Source organism: Halobacillus litoralis (genome assembly GCF_020524025.1).
Lineage (GTDB): Bacteria > Bacillota > Bacilli > Bacillales > Halobacillaceae > Halobacillus > Halobacillus litoralis_D.
The window spans coordinates 1-18,416 of record NZ_JAIVKN010000005.1 but is presented as its reverse complement, the minus strand read 5'-3'; the positions used below and the strand labels follow the sequence as shown (position 1 = coordinate 18,416).

The window sequence follows — 18,416 nt, the reverse complement described above, 5'->3', positions numbered from 1 at the left end:
AGGAAGACTACCTTAAAAGGAGGAATCGTTTATGACAGAAAAGAAAACAAGACGTGGAACAGTAGAACAAACCAATGAAATGGCTCAAATATTTAATAAACCGATGCGGTACAACCAGGCATTTTCACACCAGAGAGAAGATAGTGAAGACCATTCAGAAAGTGATGCTATGTACCACCACTACTCAGACCACCCGGAATAACCTGCGTTATCTGCGCAGGTTATTTTTATGCCCTCTTATTCATCTGAATATTCTGTTATTATAGAAGGTGGATTGAGATATCTTTCCCAAACAAGTATTCAATGAATAGAAAGGATTTTATTTACATATGAAAAAAAGCACCAGTAAAAAGAAATCGTGGATTATTGTCATATCGATGATTATTTTCGCTGCGGGTATTTACGTCTTTACTAGTGACAGTAAAGGAAAGCTGACCAACAATGAAACGTCCCAGCCAATGAGGAAGGCTGAGTCCGTTGATATGGAAAATATACCGGGTACATGGAAAAAAGCAGAGACGTTTGAAGAGGTAAACCAATTTTTCGAAGACAAAATTCCAGGGCTTTCCCTTGCCCGCAAGGAGGGATTAACTACTCTTCCTCAACAATCCGCTGTCCTGCCAAAACGAAATGGACGAATGCAGATTAACGAAGTATGGCACAGTGGACAAACCATTCACCTCTTTTACAGCCTTGACCTGTCCGCTTTAATGGATGGGGAGAACAGCCCTGTTTACAATCTCCCTACCCTTGAGGCCGTTCATATTGATAAAACAGAAGATACAACAGAAGAGACCTTTCAAACCCACTCCAATCACATATATTCCAAAGAAATCATTCTGTTTGAGAACAGATTGTATGGTGTTATTCAGACACCTGGAATTACAGAAAATTGGGATTACCAACAGACCATGCTGGATAAAGACTATGACCAGACTATTCCAACATCCCTGGACCTGCGTATAGATGGATCAACCATCCGTTCGGAAGCTATGCCTATTCGATACTTCCATGACAAAGAAGCACACAGCGTTCAAACGTACACTTCTGAAGATGTCTATTCCAATAACGGGCTGGTTATTGAGCCTTTGGAAGTCGAGCTTAAAGTGAATGTCAGCAGGATAAAAATGAAAATCAAGGGAGAAGGTGTGACGTTCAATGAAACCATAGAAGCACACCTGGAGACCAAAGACGGCAGAGAGATTCCTATTGCCCGCATCTACAATGAAAAAGAAGATCAGGTCTATGAAGGGTGGTTTCAGCCTGTTAAAGAAGTTCCAGAGGATATCTCTTTAGTCATTGATTCTGTTCACCTTCGCGAGGACCGCCCTTATTCCTTTAATGTAGACCTGACGCAATTTGAAACATTTACAAATGCATCAGACATCATGGATAAAAAAGTTGGAGAAGCACATGAAACAGACATTATGCTCAACCGGATAGACTTGCATAATAGTGAGCATATGAGTCTTCAGCTTAACTACAATCCACATGAATATGAACAAAAGGAAAAGTTAATTGGAGCTCCATTCAACGCCTACAACTATTCCCAGGAACACGAAATCAAAGGTGTAAGTATAGAAAGTAATGACGGTCTGACCGCCAAAGGGGAATTGTATGGTCATGATAACCGAAGTGATATCAACTTCCATGCAAAGAAATTTAAAAATTCGTCAACACTTAAAGTTACCGTTAATAAAATGGTCTTTTCGCGCGATTTGAACCAACGATTCGAATTGAACTAAAGCAAAATTTCAACAATAAAAACAGCAGAGGCCGAGGAGCTTCTGCTGTTTTTATAAACTCTGGATAAATTCATCGGCTGCTTCATTAAAGCGGTCATAATGAGTCGCAGGAGTCTGATGGTAGGCATGTTCAATTACTACCATTTTGGCATCAGTATGACGACGATAAAATTTGGCATGTTCATTAATCCAAAACTCTTTGTTTCCGTATACAAGCAGTAACGGAGCTTTCAAGCGATCCAGCCGCCTGCTGCAGTCATAATGAAGAGCTCGATTATAGAAAGAATACCATACACGGGGATCTGATTTGGCCATATGTTCATTTAAATCCCGCTTAATATCAGCGTCTTTAAAATGAGAATGACTGAGTAGTTTGGCGAGTGTTTCGGGGCTTTTTTCCAACCAGTACATACCTGCTAAAAACTCAAATCTCAATCCTCCCGTATCTACTTTTGGAAATCCCCCTGCCAGAATTACAGCTTTTGTCCGTTCTGGATAATTTAAAGCAAACTCTTGAGCGACCATCCCTCCGCAGGAATAACCGACAATAATGACACGATCTAACCGGAGGTGGTCCAGCAGTTGGACAACCTCACGCGCATACCAGGAGATATCCGGAGATTGAGTAATCGTATCTGAATCACCGTTTCCACTCAAATCCGGAAAAATCACACGATATTTCCTTGCCAAATCGTGCTGCATTTTAAATACCTTCCTCCCCATGCCGGGAGGATGGATAAAAAGAATCGCCTCTCCACTTCCGCGATCGTCATAAAACAATTGCTTACCTGCTTTTTGTTCTGTGAAAAATGGCATGACGTGTCATCCCCTACTCGATATTCATGGACCCTTATCCTCCCCTGCATTGATTTAAATTATGTACCCGTTCTTTTTAAATATGTCCAAATTCCGAATTAACCCGGGACAGATTGACACCTTCTTTTCAGGACGAGTAAACTAGTCCATATAGAATAAAGTGCGGAAGGGGAAGCTTATGAAACGATATATGCTCATTATTGGGTTCATAGCTACGGCCATCTTTTTAGGAGCCTGTGGATCCAACGAACTTGAAAATACTTTAGGATGGGAAGTACAATCTTTTGAAGCAACAACCCAGGATGGGGAACCTTTCTCAACCGACGATCTGGAAGGGGAGGTATGGCTCGCTGACTTCATTTTCACGAGTTGTACAACGGTTTGTCCTCCTATGACGAGAAACATGGTTAATATTCAAGAAAAGTTGAATAAAGAAGGTGTGAACGTTGAAATTGTATCGTTTAGTGTAGACCCGACTGTGGATCAACCAGATGTTTTAAAAGAGTTCGGCAATAAGTATGGTGTTGATTACAGCAACTGGACCTTTGTAACGGAATACACACAGGAGGAGATTGCCAGCTTTGCGAAAGAAAGTTTTAAAACAGCTGCGCAGAAAACAGAAGGGAACGACCAGGTCGTTCACGGATCTGCTTTTTACTTAGTCGGAAAAGACGGCACCGTCTTGAAGAAATATAAAGGAGACACAAATGTGCCTGTTGAACAGATCGTAGAAGACGCCAAAACAGTGGCCGCTGACTGAGAAAGACCCCCGCTCCGCCTTGGAGTGAGGGTCTTTTTTTATATAATCTGCTTTTAAATTCAGTTTAAATCCGGTTGAGACGGACACTGAATGATATTTCACCTGTGGACGTTCATCCGTGTTAATTAAACAAGGATTTGATAAAATTAATAAGTGAATTAAAGAAGTTTTGCACAGCATTACGAAGACTGTTCCAAAATCCGTCATCATTAATTAAGTCCTGTATACTTCCAGTTAGATCCTCTAACTGGTTTTGTACTTGATCGAAGTTAATATTCAAGCTTCTCATCTGCTCAAACAGGTCAATCAAGCGTTGGCGGTCCTCTTCACTTAATTCTATATTCAATGATTGCAGCTGCTCCTGGACAATCTGTTCCACTTCTTCTTTAGTGGCGGGGTCCTGTTCTGCAATGGCTTTTTTAATTTCAGTTAACAGCTCACTGATTTTATCCCGGTCGATGCCTTGTTCTTCGGCAATATCTGTAGCTATATCCAGTTCATCACTGGCTACTTTCATTCGTTCTTCATCCAATTTTACACCTTTGGCATCATAGGCTTTATAAATTCCTGTAAGTGCCGAATGTCCACTGACCTTCACAGAAGAAGCAACAAGTACCTCTGCATTTTCAACACCTGCTGTCAGTAAGGCATTTGTGTACATTTCTTTTGTAACCTGTGTTATGTTATCTGGTGTTACAATATCAACACTCAACCCGGATCCATTGTCCTTATGAACAATTTTTACAGATGAGTACATATTCGAATTCGGGTTGCCCCCGATATAATTGGCAAGATCCTGACCATTCACGGAGAATTCATCTACCTCAGCATGCTGATCAACTTCTAGAAGCTCTGTCACCTTAGACCTTTGAGATTCAGATAGAGCCGCTCCATAAACAACAATGGGAACACCTAGTTTTTCATTAATGCCTTGATCACCCGTAGAAGCAAAAATGCTTGACGGAAAGAAGGCCGCCATAATCAGGACAGCAGTCATCAGCCATAAACCGAAACGTTTTTTCATAATCTCGCACCCCTTATGAACATGGTTGGTTCCTGGGTCATCAGATGATCGGAACCTCTCATTCATTATACCTGCCTGCTCCATTATCTCCTATAGGCAGGGTTGATTAATTAGACGTACGAGTTAAAGGAAAAGTTTCATTTTCCTTATTACATATTGAAGGGATGGGATCTTTTGAAGATACTTAGAAAAATAGGTCTTTTTCTTTTTGCCGCCGCTTTCTTCTACGCAGGAATCACTCATTTCCTGTATGATCATGGGTTCGCACGTATGCTTCCTGCCTGGGTACCGCTTAAGTTGGAAATCGTATATATCACAGGGATTACTGAATGGCTGCTTTCTTTACTCCTTTTGTTCCCTCAAACACGAAGAGCCGCTGGAATAGCGACCGCTGCCTTTTTAGTCATTGTTCTGCCAGCGAACATTTATGCAGCTATAAATGGGGTCCCAGCTCCCTGGAGTGAAGAAGCCAGCCAGACAGCCCTTTGGATCCGCCCGCTTTTTCAGCCTTTGCTCATCTGGTGGGTACTGGTGGTATCCAAAGATTCGAAACCAACATAATCGTTTGATAGAATGAACATAGTACAAGGAAAAGGAGGTAGTTTATGCGTTTAAGTGAGAAAAAAATTATTGCGCTTGTAAGCAAAGATTTCGAAGATCTTGAATTATGGTACCCGCTCCTGCGACTACAGGAAGAAGGAGCCACTGTTCACCTTGTGGGTGAAGAAGCAGGTGTTGAATATCCAGGCAAATATGGCGTTCCAGCTAAGTCCGACTATGCCTTTGAAGACATTGACCCTGCTGATTACGATGGAATTCTTGTTCCGGGAGGTTGGTCTCCAGACAAGCTCCGCCGTTACGATAAAGTTTTGAATATGGTTCGCCATATGGATGAACATCGCAAGCCAATTGGACAAATTTGTCATGCAGGCTGGGTACTTATTTCCGCCGATATATTAAAAGGAAGAAAAGTTACAAGTACTCCAGGTATTAAAGATGATATGACCAACGCAGGTGCAACATGGTATGACGAAGCAGTTGTTCAGGATGAACACCTTGTTTCTGCCCGCCGTCCACCAGATCTTCCTCCTTATGCGAAAGCATTTACAGACTTACTGGCAGACCAGTAAACCAAAAGCGCTCAGGGGCGGTCATTAAGTGACCCGCCCCTGAGCGCTTTTGCTATTTCTACTCTTCCAAGGCTTTCTTCGCAAGCATGCTTACTACAGCATCATCCATTGGTGGATTGTGAAGACCGGCACGTACATCACGGTAATATTTTTCAAATGGAAATTTTTTAGATAACCCGCGGCCTCCGGCAATGCGCATGGCAAGATCCACCACTTCGTTGGCAGTATTTGTAACAGCAAGCTTTACAGCTCCAAGATCTGCCCCTATTTTCCCTCTATTTTCAGGTTCCTCATCCCATCTTCTTGCAACAGAGTAAAGGAATTCATGTGCCTGCATCAGCTTCCATTCCATCTCACCAATCTTATCTTGTATGTGATGAACTTCTGAAATGGGTGTATCAAGGCTGTTAGGCTGAAATTCCTTCGCAAAGGCAATAGCATCATTACGTGCTGCAACAGCAATCCCCAAGTAACAAGCAGGGATATGAAGAAGCCACCCCTTCGCAGGGGATTTCCCTTCTCCCTTTAGCTCCACTAAGTCCTCTTCATTAAGCTCTACATCTTTCATAACAAGATCGTCACTACCTGTTCCCCGCATGCCAAGAGTGTCCCATGTCTTTTCAACAGAAAGACCCGGATGATGACGATCGATCAAGAACCATCCGACTGTATCCTTATCCTCGATATACGCAGACACGATGTAATAATCCAGGTGCTCTGCCATTGAAGTGAATGACTTTCTTCCATTGATAATATAGCGATTCTCACGTTTCACTGCTGTTGTTTCCGGGACGCCTCCTCTTGTCGGACTTCCTGTCGCAGGTTCTGTAGCTGCCCGGTTAACCACCTTTTGTCGGCCGGTCACTTCTTTGACAATCCTGTTATATGCCGCCTCTTCCCAAAGCTGTTCCTGAGAAAGCTCCATCATGACCCCCATATGCCAGCCGATGGATAAAGCTGTAGAACCGTCTCCTTCAGCAACTTTCTCCTGTAGAAGCAGTAATTCATATAAAGAAAGACCAGCTCCACCTTCATCCACAGGAAGAGCAAGAGACGGGTACCCTTCCTCTTTGATGACTTTCAACGTTTCATGTGAGAAAGCGGCCTGACGGTCTGTTTCTTGCACATGCTTCCGTGCTTCATTTGAAATTCTCTCTGCCTTGTCAAACATCTTTTTTTGTCGATCATTTTTGATCCAGTTTTCAATCATACCTGTCATCTGAACCACTCCTGCTTCCAATTTATATATAAATCATACCTGACTAGTCGGGATGAAGCCAATGCCTTGCATTTTCAATACGCTAAACATAACTCCTATGTATGCTTCCTTTCTCTTATGACCAGTTTATGCTTAAGGTCTATCTTCGCTTACTCCTTCAAGCACTACTACTTAATATGGCAGCTGCAGGACTATATTTATACGAATGATTTCCTCAACCACCAATCCATCTGCGTGAAAGAAACCTATAGAGGGTAAGATACAACTATCTTTATTCAAGGAGGAGAAACATGAAGTATACAGTTATTACAGGAGCAAGCTCAGGCATTGGTTATGAAACAGCACTGGCTTTTGCATCGAAAGGGAAAAATTTAATTCTTACCGCTCGAAGAGAAGAGAAACTGAAGAAGCTGAAAGAAGAGATCCACAAAATCAATGACGAGGTGAATGTAGAGATTCACCTGGCAGACTTATCTATTAACCATGAAGTTTACGATCTATACGAAAGTTTGAAGGAATACTCTATTGAAACATGGATTAACAACGCAGGTTTCGGAAACTTTGACTCTGTTGGAGATCAAAATCTGAAAAAAATTGAGAGCATGCTGCGTTTAAACAACGAAGCGCTTACTATTCTTTCTACGCTTTACGTACGTGATTATTCGGATGTCGAGGGAGCTCAACTGATAAATGTTTCCTCTGGAGGAGGTTACACGGTCGTTGCAGATGCTGTCACTTATTGTGCAACAAAATTCTTCGTCAGTGCCTTTACTGAGGGGCTCGCTCAGGAGCTTCAATCAAAAGGAGCTCAATTGAAAGCTAAAGTCCTGGCACCAGCCGCTACAGAAACAGAATTTGCGGAACGATCATTGGATGTAGAAAGTTTTAGTTATAATGAATCAGTCCCGCAATATCATACAGCTAAAGAAATGGCTGATTTTATGATGGACCTTTACGATAGTGATCAAGTCGTCGGAATTGTAGACGGTCAATCCTATGAATTTAACCTTAGAAGGCCAATTTACCCTTATGCAGATCGAAGCAGAAACAGTGACTCTTAAGTAATCAGAGTATTTCTCAAATAGAAAGAACCCCTTATTTATGATAAGGGGTTCTTTCTATTATTTTGGCTCTGGTAAAGTCTGATGTTGATTTTTTAATTGTTCCGTTATAAGTCCCCTTTTATGGAAGACTAGAAGCTGAGACATATTCATTTGGATGGGACGTTACGTTTGTTGAAATGAGGGAGTGCCTCGGGAAAGACCCGCTTTCCACGAGCGATGTGTCGAGCCTCCTCACTCCCTTCCATGTGTCCTCAGACGTATAAGGTGTTGATTAAAGAGAGACGGTGTAGAACGATTTAAAGCAAAAGCTAATTTTTTACCAGGCCGGATTTATTGATACTTATTTTCTTTGAAGCGTTTGGAGTGCTTGTTTGACAGAAGCGTAGGTTTGCAATGAAAGTTCACTAAAATCCGCATAGGGAGCACTTTGAATAGCAAACGTCGGCTTGATTCCGGTAATTACGAGCGTCGTTCCCATCAGGTTCAGCAGCTGATTCATTTGATAAATCCCCATATGTACGGCCTCATTATAAGAGTGGACAGCTGACATATCCATAATCAGGTAGTCCTCTTTTGTTTCTTTCACATGATGGCTGACCGCTTCAAGCATCTGCTGAAGGCGTTCATCATCAATTGTTCCTACAAGAGGAAGGACAGAAATGTTATCTCCTACCGGGACAATTGGTGTAGAGAGACGCTTCACTTCTGACAAATAATGACCGATCAACTCTTCCTGTTCACGTCGATAAGTGACATCCTTTTGAACCCCTACAAAATAGGTTTGGTCCATGTGGGAGATATAGACAGGGAATATTTGCAGTTCATTCCAGAACATTGAACCATCTTTACGGTAGTTTTTAATTTCTACCTGCGTCGGCTCCTGTTGTTCCAGACCCTTTCTGATCCGCTCTACTTGTTTAGGACTTGTATCTTCCCCTTGTAAAAAACGGCAGTTCCTTCCGAGAATTTCTTCAGGGGAGTAGCCGGTCATATCCTGAAAACCTTTATTGCAGTATATCATAGGATTATCTTCTTGTTCTGGATCTGTTATGACGACCCCCGCACCAACTCGATCAATCGCCGCTTTAATAAATTCATTTTGCTGGATTTCTTCTAATCTCGCAAATGACAGTTCATTCAAGGTTATCAATCCCCTTTTGAATTGGAATGAATACTTTTATAATAAAATGAATAGCGTTCATTGCGCAAGTGAACACCTATATACCCGTACCTGAATTTCATGTAAGAACATGGAGTTTTGCTCTGTGTTTTTTATTTTTTTTGGTATCTCTAATAACAATGATTCCATAACATTGATAGAATCACTCCCGATTATGTAATAATCTCTGAGAATTTCATGTTTCAATGATCAGCAATTCTTCCTTAGGGATTCTATGAGCCTGTCTTCATAACTTCCCTTTGATCTCTTTCAGGTGTGAAACAAAAGCTGCCACTTGAGGAAGTTCTGCAACTTCCCTCTTCATACACGCCCAGGCCTCTCGAACTACAGGCTCCCCATGTAACGTTAAAGGAACATTTGGATACAGATCCCTTTCTTCTTCACTAATGCTCGCAGGCAGAACGGTCATCCCCAGCCCATGTTTCATCATCTGTTTAGCCGTTTCAAAATGGTCTACCCTGATAGAACGTTTAAAAGGAATGGCCTTATGAACGCTCACCCATGACTCTATCAACCTTTGAAAATCCGGGTCACTCTTAAATTCTATAAAAGGGCGATCTGACGGAAATGTTAGTGAAGTGTAATCAAACAAATAAAGAGGATCATCCAGAAGATGAATCGATGAATAGTCCTTCAGCGGATCTCCCCTTACGATACATACATGAAACGAAGAAGCTGACTGACGTATCTCTTCACTAACACCTGTTACAAGATCAATCGTGACTTCTGGATACTTTTTTGTAAATGATTGAAGGATTTGTGGAAGAAAATGTTGACTGTATAAAGAAGAAGCACCAATGAAAAGCGTCCCTGCTACTTTTCCTTTAGCTGTAGACAGACGGTTGCGCAGCTCTGCCTCCTTTTCTACGACTTGTTTGGCATGACTTACAACAAGTTCTCCAAAAGGCGTCAGCACCAACTTCTTCGGAGTCCGCAAAAAAATAATTCCTTCCAAATAATCTTCTATGTATTTCAAACGCTGGGTTAACGCAGGCTGCGAAATGAGAATCTTCTTGGCTGTGGACCGAATCGTTTTGCAATCATTTAGATCAAGAAGCAGCTGATAGTCTTCAATTCTCATCCTCCAACCCCCTATAACCAATTATTATCACTTTTTATTATAATGCAATATTATACAAATCTCTATAAATGGCATAGCATTTATAGAGAGGAAAGGAGATCAGGACATATGAAACGTGCAAATATCCGTTGGTTTCTTAGCAGCTATTTTCTTTATGAATGTGGACGTGCGATGTACTTTGTTTTCATTTCGTGGTTCTTATATCAGTGGACACAGGACGCTATCTATACCGGGTTTTTAGTTAGTTTTGGATTTCTTCCCGGTCTCTTTACCAATCTTGTATTTGGTGTGCTTGTCGATCGTACAAACCGCAAACGTCTTGCTCTTATCGCGGGTTTTTCCAGTACGATTACCCTCATCCTACTGCTTTGTTTTTTTCTTGGAGATTGGATACAGGCGTGGATTATAATTGGCAGCCATATGCTGCTGCAGACGGCAGGTTCTTTGTTTCGTCCTTCCCTGCAGGCGCTGGTAGCAGAAGTATTTGAAAGCGAAGACCTCCCACGCATTTTCTCCTGGTCCGGTTCCGCAACCATTACCGGAAGTTTGTGCGGGGCAGCTGCAGGAGGTGTACTGGCGGGGTTCCTTCCTGCAGCTGCGTCCATCGGGATAGTCATTCTTATCTATGCTCTAGCTTCACTAACGGTTATGCCACTGTCATACAAGTCTATACTTCACCACCCCCATCAACCATCAACCTCTTTTTTCAAAGAGATGAAAGAAGGATTTATATATCTTCATCATCATCAGATGCTTTATGGATTGTTTCTAATGTTAATGCTTGGACAACTGACTTTCCACACTACCCTGGGCTTTCTAAGTGTTTATACAAGTGCCCACCTTCAACAGAATTCGGTAGTGTATGGTTTACTTGATAGTACATTTTCAATAGGCGGAGTGCTTGCCGGTTTACTTGGCACATGGTGGTGGGCAAAGTGCAGAAATTATGTGGCAGTCTGGTCACTTTCACTGACTGGAGGTGGGTTGATTACTGTCGGGTTGTCACAGAATTTATGGAGTTCTCTCCTTGGTTTTTTATTCATTGGTATAGGTACATCATTTGTGCGTGCCTTATTACAGTCTATTCAACAAATGGGGACAGATCCTCATTTCCACGGAAGGATGTCGAGTTTCCGTATGCTGTGCAACCAAACATCTATTGTCCTCACCGGTCCCTTTTTCGGATTTATTGCTGCCTCCGGGGGGCCCGCCAACGTATTCCTATTATTAACAGTACCGGTATGTATAGGGGTTATCCGGGCCGTCTTTCAGTCGAAAAATCCGTCTTTTGCTGCCATAACAAAACGCAGCACCGCATAAAAGATTGCAAGGAAAAAGGCAGGCTTCCCTCATGAAGTCTGCCTTGTGTCATGTATGTTTTCGTCTCTGCTTATCTCGTCTCTTCCTTAGGCGTACGATACACCTTTTCCACCTCTACTCCCAGCGTCTTAAAATAGTCGACAATCTGGTCTAGTCTCTGCATGTTTTCACCTCAGTATTTGAAATAAGATTTAGCATAGAAACAGCACTTCATACTCCACCTACTATACGTACGATTCAGTCCTCAAAGCGTTTCATTTGACTTATAATGCACCATACCCCTTACAACGACTAATTATTCACTTTTCTACACATTTGGACATTTTTTATGGATATTCCTTTGATGTACTTTGTTTGTACAAGCTTTTCATGGTATCCTCTCTTCTTAAAAAAGGGGACTGCTATTAAACTGGCTTCTGTATAAACCTCAATATTTCCTTTTTCCAAAGCCTTCTTTTCCAGACGATTTAATAACTCTGTTGCAATCCCATGACGTTGGTAGTCTTTATGGATATAAAGAAAATCAATAAGGTCTCCGTCCAACAGACTTGCCATTCCTATGATATGACCATCCTCTTTTGCTGCCAGAGAATAAGCATTCTTTAAACGTTGATATACAGATGGGTTTTCTTTTAATGAAGAAAACCAGGCATTTAATTGAACAGAGTTGTATAAACCCGGTTCAACTGCCCTGATTGTCTGTAGGGACATACCGACTGCGTCACTGATCTCTTCCTTTTGTAATGGTAAAATGTCCAGTTGAAATCTCTCCTTTCCATCTTAACAAAGTTTAGAGAGGATACACTTATAAATTTTTCGACAATTTAAAAAGGCGGTCCATCTGCTTAATAAAAACATTAACATGCTCCGTAATTTCTTCTTCGTTGATTGGAGTGACCAGTGAGAAATAACGGGTTGCCGACTGAATGTAGGGGAGTTCCATAATCAACGCGTCAGCCCCTGTGTGCTCCACAACCGTTTTTGAGATGAAGGAAAGGCCGAGACCTTCTTTCACTCCCTGGACCACCCCATGATTGCTCCCAATGGTAATCGTCTTCTTTGGACGTATATTAAATGATTCCAACATAGAGTCCATCATTGCACGGGTACCTGATCCGTCTTCCCTTGTAATCCATGTGTGATCCTGGAGATCTTCAAATGATACGGTTGTACATCTCCTCAATGCGTGATCAGAAGGGACAATCACAACCATTTCATCTTTCATAAATGGAAATGAGGATAAACCTTGATCAGCCACCCTTCCCTCGACAAGACCTACATCCAATTGATGAAGCTGTACCTCTCTGTTGATTTTTTCTGAGTTTGCAATTTCAACATTCAACTCAATATTAGGGTATTCTTCATCAAAAGACTTCAGTATGGACGGAAGAATATATTCACCAACAGTGTAACTGGCTCCAATATGAATACTTCCTCGCAGCTTCCCATGATATTCAAGTACCTCATTTTTTGCTTTTTCTATAACTCCAAGAACCTGTCTTGATCGTTTATAGACAAGTTCTCCTGTCTGCGTCAAAATGAAACGTTTCGGGGAACGGTCAATTAAAGTCGTTTGAAACACTTTTTCTAAATTACGGATATGGGCACTGACCGTAGGCTGGGAAAGATTCAAGATTTCTGAGGCGCGTGTGAAACTCTTCTCATCTACAGCAGTAATATAGGTTTTCATAGCTTCTAAGTCCATATGATCCATCCAATCATTTAAAAATCCTATTTTTATCATTATAATGTTTCATTTTACTAATGGATAGTCGAAGAGTAAGATTAAAAAGGTGATTAAAGGAGGTTACAACTATGAAGCTTATATTCAACCAGACACCTTCACGAGCTTTATTCGCCGGAATCGGGTTCACTGCCCTGTTTGCAGCCATCGGTTTTTTATTAGCTATGCTTCCCATCATTAATCAAGTGGGACCACTTGCAGCGGCTATTCTACTTGCTGTATTGTACCGTCACTTTTTCGGTTATCCTGAAGGCATTGAAGCAGGGATTCGATTTTCAGCAAAGAAATTATTACGACTTGCAATTATCCTGTTCGGTTTAAAGTTAAATATTAATGTCATTTTAAATGAAGGACTCCCCCTTTTGTTCCGAGGTGTTCTCCTTATCATTTTTTCCATCGGCCTTATGTACTTATTTGCAAAAGTATTCAAAGCGGATCTTTCCATGATGACCTTACTTGGCATAGGAACAGGGATTTGTGGAGCTTCAGCCATTGCTGCTGTCTCGCCGATTCTGAATGCCAAAGAAGAAGACACAGCGATCAGCGCCGGGGTTATTTCTATTGTGGGTACATTGTTTGCTATTGCTTATACCATTATCCGCCCATTTCTACCTGTCGATGCAGAAACCTATGGCATATGGGCAGGACTGAGCCTCCACGAAGTTGCTAATGTAGCACTCGCCGGACAGCCCGCTGGTGACGACGGCCTTGCTATGGCCATACTCGCTAAACTTGGCCGCGTCTTTCTTCTCGTTCCTGTCAGCCTTCTGCTTTTATGGGTTATGAAAAGGAAGAATCAGGATTCTCATTCCTCCATTACCTTCCCATGGTTCCTCGTTGGGTTTGTATTGATGAGCCTGTTTGGAAGCTACGTGGATGGAACTTTATTTACCATTCCTGAAATCATCATGAGTAGGATATCACTATTAACATCATTCATTCTTACCATGGCGATGGTCGGTCTTGGTTTAAGTGTCAGCCTGAAAGATGTAAAACAACGTGCATTAAAACCAATGATATTGTTAATTTTGACGTCGGTACTCTTATCTTTTTTCACATATGTTATTGTCTAACTCCTCACACTTGTGGGGAGTTTTTGTCTGGAATTAAGAACTTCTGTCGAAGGGCAAATCCTTATCCCTCCCTTTTGTTACCATAGATAATAGTAAGACTGACATATGCTTGTCCTTTTGCTGCATATAGTTTTAAGAAGACTTTATGCCGGGAAGGACTTGATCAATGAACTCTCCTCTAAGATTTCGCGCCTCCTTGTATGCCCTTGCATCCATTACTTTCTGGGGTGTTTCCTTTGTTTCTACGAAAGCCGTCCTGGAAAAAATGGACCCTTTCTCTCTTTTAGTTCTACGTTTCGGAATTGGTTCGTTATTTTTATTAATCCTGGCCCTTCTATTTAAATACCCTTTAAAAATAAATATAAAGTATCTCCCGCACTTATTAATTCTCGGCATATTGGGAGTGTTTATTCATCAGGTTATTCAAGCAACAGCTTTGCTTACGATTTATGCTTCTGATGCTGGATGGCTTATTGCTTTTTCACCAATCTTTACAGTGATTTTATCGCTTCTCTTCCTACAGGAAAAAATGAGTTTCAGTAAAGGAATGGGGATGACAGCTGCCGTTGGAGGTGTATTTATTATCACAACCATCGGAAGCGGGCAGCCTCTTAATTTCACATGGGGGATCGGATATTTCCTTATGATTTTAAGTACATTAAACTGGGCGGTCTATTCTGTCCTTTTGAAGAAGCTCGCTATTCCTATACCGTCCGTAGTGCTCACCTTTTACATGAGCGTCACCGGGTTAACCCTTACCTTTCCCTTTTTCATAAGAAATCGTGGATTTGACCAGCTCATCACATTGGAAGCAAACCATTGGGCCCATTTGCTTTTTCTAGGTATCTTTGTATCGGCGATAGCTTATTGGTACTGGGCTAAAGCCCTTGAAGTTATGCAGGCCTCACAAGTGTCTGTCTTTCTTTATTTAGAGCCTCTAGCCACTCTTATCGCCGCAATAATCCTTTTACACGAAAAATTTATTGCCACTTCACTTGTTGGGGGTTCTTTCATTATTCTTGGTGTCATGCTTGTTCAGGAAAGAATATCGTTAAACAAAACCCATAGATAAGAGAGGAGTCTACCCATGTCTATGAAGAACAGGGTAAAAGAAGCTTTTCAAGCACTGGATACGTACACACCCCAATCACTTAAAGATACGTTCATAAAATTGAATATCACTTTAGAAGAACTGCAGCCTTACTTAAAAGATCCTGACGACAAACCCTACTATCGACAGATGATCTATGAAGATGATGAGGTTGAGATGATTGTTATGAATTGGGCGGATATCGATTGTGCTCCACACGATCACGGTCATTCGACCGGATGGATTCAGGTCATGAACGGAGAGACAAAACAGACAATTTATCAAGCAGAGGGAGAGACACTCCCTCTCCCCCTTTACACAGAATTCAAAGAAAAAGGGAGTCTCTTCTTCGCACCTGAAGGAGGCATTCATAAAATGGGGAGAAAGGGAGAACATGATCTCGTTACTCTGCACCTATATTCTCCACCTATTCGCGGGATGCGTGTATATGACCTTGAAACCTGTGCAGCCTGCGTAGTCTCCAGCGACTGCGGTGCATGGTGGCCGGAAGAACAACGGCAGCTCGTCCAGGAAATAAAATTAAAAAAGGAAATGAATAAAGAGGAAGCGTAGGCACGCTTCCTCTTTATTCTTCATTCATTCGATATTGGTCTTCTTCTTCAACAAAACGATTATATCTAATCTGAAACCAGCGAAACATATGGGAAACGATAACTTTAAGAATCGCATACCCTGGAATTCCTAAAATAATTCCTACCACGCCAAACAAGTGTCCCGCAGTTAATAAAACGAAAATAATCGTTACAGGATGAATATGCAGGCTTTTCCCCATAATTTGAGGCGAGATAAATTTCCCTTCCAACAGCTGAACAACCGTCCATACAAATAAAAGTTTCAACACCATAAATGGAGATGTAACAATAGAGATAATTAACGCTGGTGTGATAGCAATGACGGGTCCCAGGTAAGGAACAACGCTCGTTACGCTTGCAATTGCAGCAAGAAGCAGGGCATAATCCAACCCAATGATTAAAAAGCCAATATACATCATCACACCAATACAAAGGCTGACGATAATCTGCCCTTGAATATACGCGCTTAATTGATGGTCAATCCCTTTAAAGACACTAGCTACTTCCGGCCGGATTTTCGGAGGAAAGATCCGGATAATCGATGCTGGCAGCCGGTGCCCGTCCTTTAATAGATAGAAAAGAATGAACGGAAGCGTGACCAGGGCCACTACGACATTCGTTAACGTCGATATAATACTGGTAATTCCCTCAACAGTCTGAGATGCATAGGAAGATATATAATCAGGGATTTGATCTAATATACCGTCAATATCCTGGAACATATTTGTGTAATAAACAGAGAAAATAGAATTTCTCAGCCAATCATCTGCAGATCGAATGACATCCCCTAAATAGCGGGGGAGTTCCTCCGATAAGCTGATGAGCTGTTTTTCTAAGAAAGGAATAATAAGCACAACAAGCAGTGTGATAATTCCTACAAGAGCCAGCAGGGTAATCAGTATTCCCCAAATTCTCTTAATCTTCCACGATTCAAGCATGTTAATGACTGGCCTCAGTAAATAATATACGACAACAGATAAGATTAAAGGCAGTGCGATTGTTTCTATAATAATCAGAAAAGGATTGAAGATAAACCCTACACTAGTAAAGACAAAGAAATTTAAACCGATCAATAGTAATATTCCTAACAGGTATAACAGCTTCCTGCCTCCGAAGAAACGTATCACCGGCGTAGAATCCCAACGGTTCATTTGCATGTCCCCTCAACACAACATTATTAGTCTATATTCTATCACACTCATAGGAAATTAAACGCGATAGACTTGTTCTCCTACTGGATTAACCTTGGTTTTCTTTCTCCTTGTCGATAAAAAGACTCCTGCAAATATGACCATCAGTCCAAATATCAAATTAGTAGTCACTGGCTCACCAAGAAGAACATGCCCCCAGAACAGCGCTGTCACGGGAACCAGATACGTGACCATACTTGCAAATTCAGGCCCTCCATTTTCAATTAGATAATAATAGAGGAGGTGAGCCATGCCAGAACCTATACACCCTAACCCAATAACTGAAAGAAACATCTGTATATCGTCAGCATCCATCATTCTTTCAAAAGCGAATGGATCTGTAACGACCATTCCCAGGCCTCCCACCGCAGCACCCACCAATAAACCTGCTGTCGTTAATAAAAGAACATTAAACCCCTGCAGATGCTTCTTTGTATAATGAGAAACAAAACCGTAACAGGAAGTAGCAAGCAGCATCGTACCAATTCCTATAAAGTTTTCTGATAAAATTTCCTGCATATTAAATCCTGTGATGACTATGATCCCGATAAAACCAAGCACGATCCCGCCCCACTGCCTTTTATTTAGCAGAATAGAAAAAGCAATTGATCCGATCAGTCCCGTCATAATAGGAGTTAAAGCATTTAGGACAGCAGTAGTGTTGCTCGTTAACACCGTTTGGCTTAAAGCGATCAGCCCCCAGGGAAGACCAGCATTAAACAAGCCAACGATAAATAGGGATTTCCAAGGGATTACTGCGGGCCTGTTTCCTTTTTGCCACTTCCAAATCAGTAATGGAATGAGGATAGCAGCTCCAGCTGAACACCGTAGAAAAACGGTTCCCCATACACCGGCAGGGCCAATCAACGTTTCAATAAAAACAAAAGACAGTCCCCATATTAGACTTAATGTAATAAGAGCACCATATAACTTCATCTATTCTAACCCCTTCAATAAAAACTGGAATAAATAAACAGCGCTTGTTCACCTTATCAAAAGGCTCACCTATCTTCAATCATTTCGGAATTCAAAAAAAGAAAAAAACAGATAAACAAAAACCCCTTCAGGATGAAAATCCTGAAGGGGCTGCTGTTGACGTGGCGGCGTCCTACTCTCACGGGGGTAAACCCGACTACCATCGGCGCTGAAGAGCTTAACTGCTGTGTTCGGCATGGGAACAGGTGTGACCTCTTCGCCTTCACCACCACATCAATATAAAGTTTGAGGTGAACCCTCAAAACTGGATAAGGAAACATCTTATAAGAAAAAGAAAATCATTTCACGACTGATGATATATCAGATAGATAAGTCATCGATCCATTAGTATCTGTCAGCTCCACGTGTCACCACGCTTCCACCTCAGACCTATCAACCTCATCGTCTCTGA

Annotated in this window: 19 protein-coding genes and 2 rRNA genes; 10 read left to right on the top strand and 11 right to left on the bottom strand. The window is 41.6% G+C overall.

What is annotated here, in order from left to right; translation table 11 throughout:
- Positions 1–31 precede the first annotated feature (31 nt).
- Both LC036_RS16495 and LC036_RS16490 read left to right on the top strand, forming a co-directional pair.
- Positions 32–202, top strand: coding sequence for a hypothetical protein (locus LC036_RS16495; protein ID WP_226585280.1), 171 nt, complete (start codon positions 32–34; stop codon positions 200–202).
- Positions 203–377: 175 nt separating this feature from the next.
- Positions 378–1,745, top strand: coding sequence for a hypothetical protein (locus tag LC036_RS16490; RefSeq protein WP_226585278.1), 1,368 nt, complete (start codon positions 378–380; stop codon positions 1,743–1,745).
- A 51-nt stretch (positions 1,746–1,796) separates the two neighbouring features.
- Here the strand turns inward: LC036_RS16490 and LC036_RS16485 are convergent, their stop codons facing one another.
- Entirely contained in the window at positions 1,797–2,561 is a 765-nt protein-coding gene (locus LC036_RS16485; RefSeq protein WP_226585276.1) for an alpha/beta fold hydrolase, read from the bottom strand.
- Between the two features lie 178 nt (positions 2,562–2,739).
- Here LC036_RS16485 and LC036_RS16480 point away from each other — a divergent pair, with 178 nt between their 5' ends.
- Positions 2,740–3,321 carry an SCO family protein gene (locus LC036_RS16480; protein ID WP_226585274.1) on the top strand — a complete coding sequence of 194 codons (582 nt, stop codon included), beginning with the start codon at positions 2,740–2,742 and terminating at the stop codon, positions 3,319–3,321.
- Positions 3,322–3,442: 121 nt separating this feature from the next.
- Here LC036_RS16480 and LC036_RS16475 read toward each other — a convergent pair whose 3' ends face one another.
- Entirely contained in the window at positions 3,443–4,345 is a 903-nt protein-coding gene (locus tag LC036_RS16475; RefSeq protein ID WP_226585272.1) for a DUF1002 domain-containing protein, read from the bottom strand.
- A 174-nt stretch (positions 4,346–4,519) separates the two neighbouring features.
- Between LC036_RS16475 and LC036_RS16470 the strand changes: the two genes are divergently transcribed.
- Both LC036_RS16470 and LC036_RS16465 read left to right on the top strand, forming a co-directional pair.
- Positions 4,520–4,906 (top strand): hypothetical protein, encoded by a 387-nt coding sequence (locus LC036_RS16470; protein WP_226585270.1) that lies wholly within the window; start codon positions 4,520–4,522, stop codon positions 4,904–4,906.
- A gap of 44 nt (positions 4,907–4,950) precedes the next feature.
- Positions 4,951–5,475 carry a type 1 glutamine amidotransferase domain-containing protein gene (locus LC036_RS16465; protein ID WP_226585268.1) on the top strand — a complete coding sequence of 175 codons (525 nt, stop codon included), beginning with the start codon at positions 4,951–4,953 and terminating at the stop codon, positions 5,473–5,475.
- A 58-nt stretch (positions 5,476–5,533) separates the two neighbouring features.
- Here LC036_RS16465 and LC036_RS16460 read toward each other — a convergent pair whose 3' ends face one another.
- On the bottom strand, positions 5,534–6,694 hold the full coding sequence (locus LC036_RS16460) for an acyl-CoA dehydrogenase family protein (protein WP_226585266.1): 1,161 nt from the start codon (positions 6,692–6,694) through the stop codon (positions 5,534–5,536).
- A 290-nt stretch (positions 6,695–6,984) separates the two neighbouring features.
- Here LC036_RS16460 and LC036_RS16455 point away from each other — a divergent pair, with 290 nt between their 5' ends.
- Positions 6,985–7,755 carry an SDR family NAD(P)-dependent oxidoreductase gene (locus LC036_RS16455; RefSeq protein ID WP_226585265.1) on the top strand — a complete coding sequence of 257 codons (771 nt, stop codon included), beginning with the start codon at positions 6,985–6,987 and terminating at the stop codon, positions 7,753–7,755.
- A gap of 343 nt (positions 7,756–8,098) precedes the next feature.
- Here LC036_RS16455 and LC036_RS16450 read toward each other — a convergent pair whose 3' ends face one another.
- Together LC036_RS16450 and LC036_RS16445 are read right to left on the bottom strand one after the other, a co-directional pair.
- Complete coding sequence (locus LC036_RS16450; protein WP_226585263.1) at positions 8,099–8,899, bottom strand: PAS domain-containing protein; 801 nt, start codon at positions 8,897–8,899, stop codon at positions 8,099–8,101.
- A gap of 265 nt (positions 8,900–9,164) precedes the next feature.
- Positions 9,165–10,019 carry a LysR family transcriptional regulator gene (locus tag LC036_RS16445; RefSeq protein ID WP_226585261.1) on the bottom strand — a complete coding sequence of 285 codons (855 nt, stop codon included), beginning with the start codon at positions 10,017–10,019 and terminating at the stop codon, positions 9,165–9,167.
- A 108-nt stretch (positions 10,020–10,127) separates the two neighbouring features.
- Between LC036_RS16445 and LC036_RS16440 the strand changes: the two genes are divergently transcribed.
- Positions 10,128–11,339, top strand: a complete 1,212-nt coding sequence (locus LC036_RS16440; protein ID WP_226585260.1) for an MFS transporter — start codon at positions 10,128–10,130, stop codon at positions 11,337–11,339.
- Between the two features lie 291 nt (positions 11,340–11,630).
- Here LC036_RS16440 and LC036_RS16435 read toward each other — a convergent pair whose 3' ends face one another.
- Positions 11,631–12,050, bottom strand: a complete 420-nt coding sequence (locus tag LC036_RS16435) for a GNAT family N-acetyltransferase (protein WP_226585258.1) — start codon at positions 12,048–12,050, stop codon at positions 11,631–11,633.
- A gap of 94 nt (positions 12,051–12,144) precedes the next feature.
- Entirely contained in the window at positions 12,145–13,044 is a 900-nt protein-coding gene (locus LC036_RS16430; protein ID WP_226585256.1) for a LysR family transcriptional regulator, read from the bottom strand.
- A gap of 110 nt (positions 13,045–13,154) precedes the next feature.
- Between LC036_RS16430 and LC036_RS16425 the strand changes: the two genes are divergently transcribed.
- The 3 genes from LC036_RS16425 (at position 13,155) to LC036_RS16415 (ending at position 15,819) form a co-directional block, all read left to right on the top strand.
- On the top strand, positions 13,155–14,156 hold the full coding sequence (locus tag LC036_RS16425) for a YeiH family protein (RefSeq protein ID WP_226585254.1): 1,002 nt from the start codon (positions 13,155–13,157) through the stop codon (positions 14,154–14,156).
- Positions 14,157–14,322: 166 nt separating this feature from the next.
- Complete coding sequence (locus tag LC036_RS16420; RefSeq protein ID WP_226585252.1) at positions 14,323–15,228, top strand: DMT family transporter; 906 nt, start codon at positions 14,323–14,325, stop codon at positions 15,226–15,228.
- A gap of 21 nt (positions 15,229–15,249) precedes the next feature.
- Positions 15,250–15,819, top strand: a complete 570-nt coding sequence (locus LC036_RS16415) for a cysteine dioxygenase (RefSeq protein ID WP_226585250.1) — start codon at positions 15,250–15,252, stop codon at positions 15,817–15,819.
- A gap of 13 nt (positions 15,820–15,832) precedes the next feature.
- Here LC036_RS16415 and LC036_RS16410 read toward each other — a convergent pair whose 3' ends face one another.
- From LC036_RS16410 to LC036_RS16395, 4 genes are all read right to left on the bottom strand, one after another.
- Positions 15,833–16,990: an AI-2E family transporter gene (locus tag LC036_RS16410; RefSeq protein ID WP_226585248.1), complete on the bottom strand. Its 1,158-nt coding sequence runs from the start codon at positions 16,988–16,990 to the stop codon at positions 15,833–15,835.
- Between the two features lie 57 nt (positions 16,991–17,047).
- On the bottom strand, positions 17,048–17,965 hold the full coding sequence (locus LC036_RS16405; RefSeq protein WP_226585246.1) for a DMT family transporter: 918 nt from the start codon (positions 17,963–17,965) through the stop codon (positions 17,048–17,050).
- A 159-nt stretch (positions 17,966–18,124) separates the two neighbouring features.
- Positions 18,125–18,238, bottom strand: a 5S ribosomal RNA gene (gene rrf / locus LC036_RS16400).
- A 91-nt stretch (positions 18,239–18,329) separates the two neighbouring features.
- Positions 18,330–18,416 (bottom strand): 23S ribosomal RNA (locus LC036_RS16395); the annotation flags it as partial.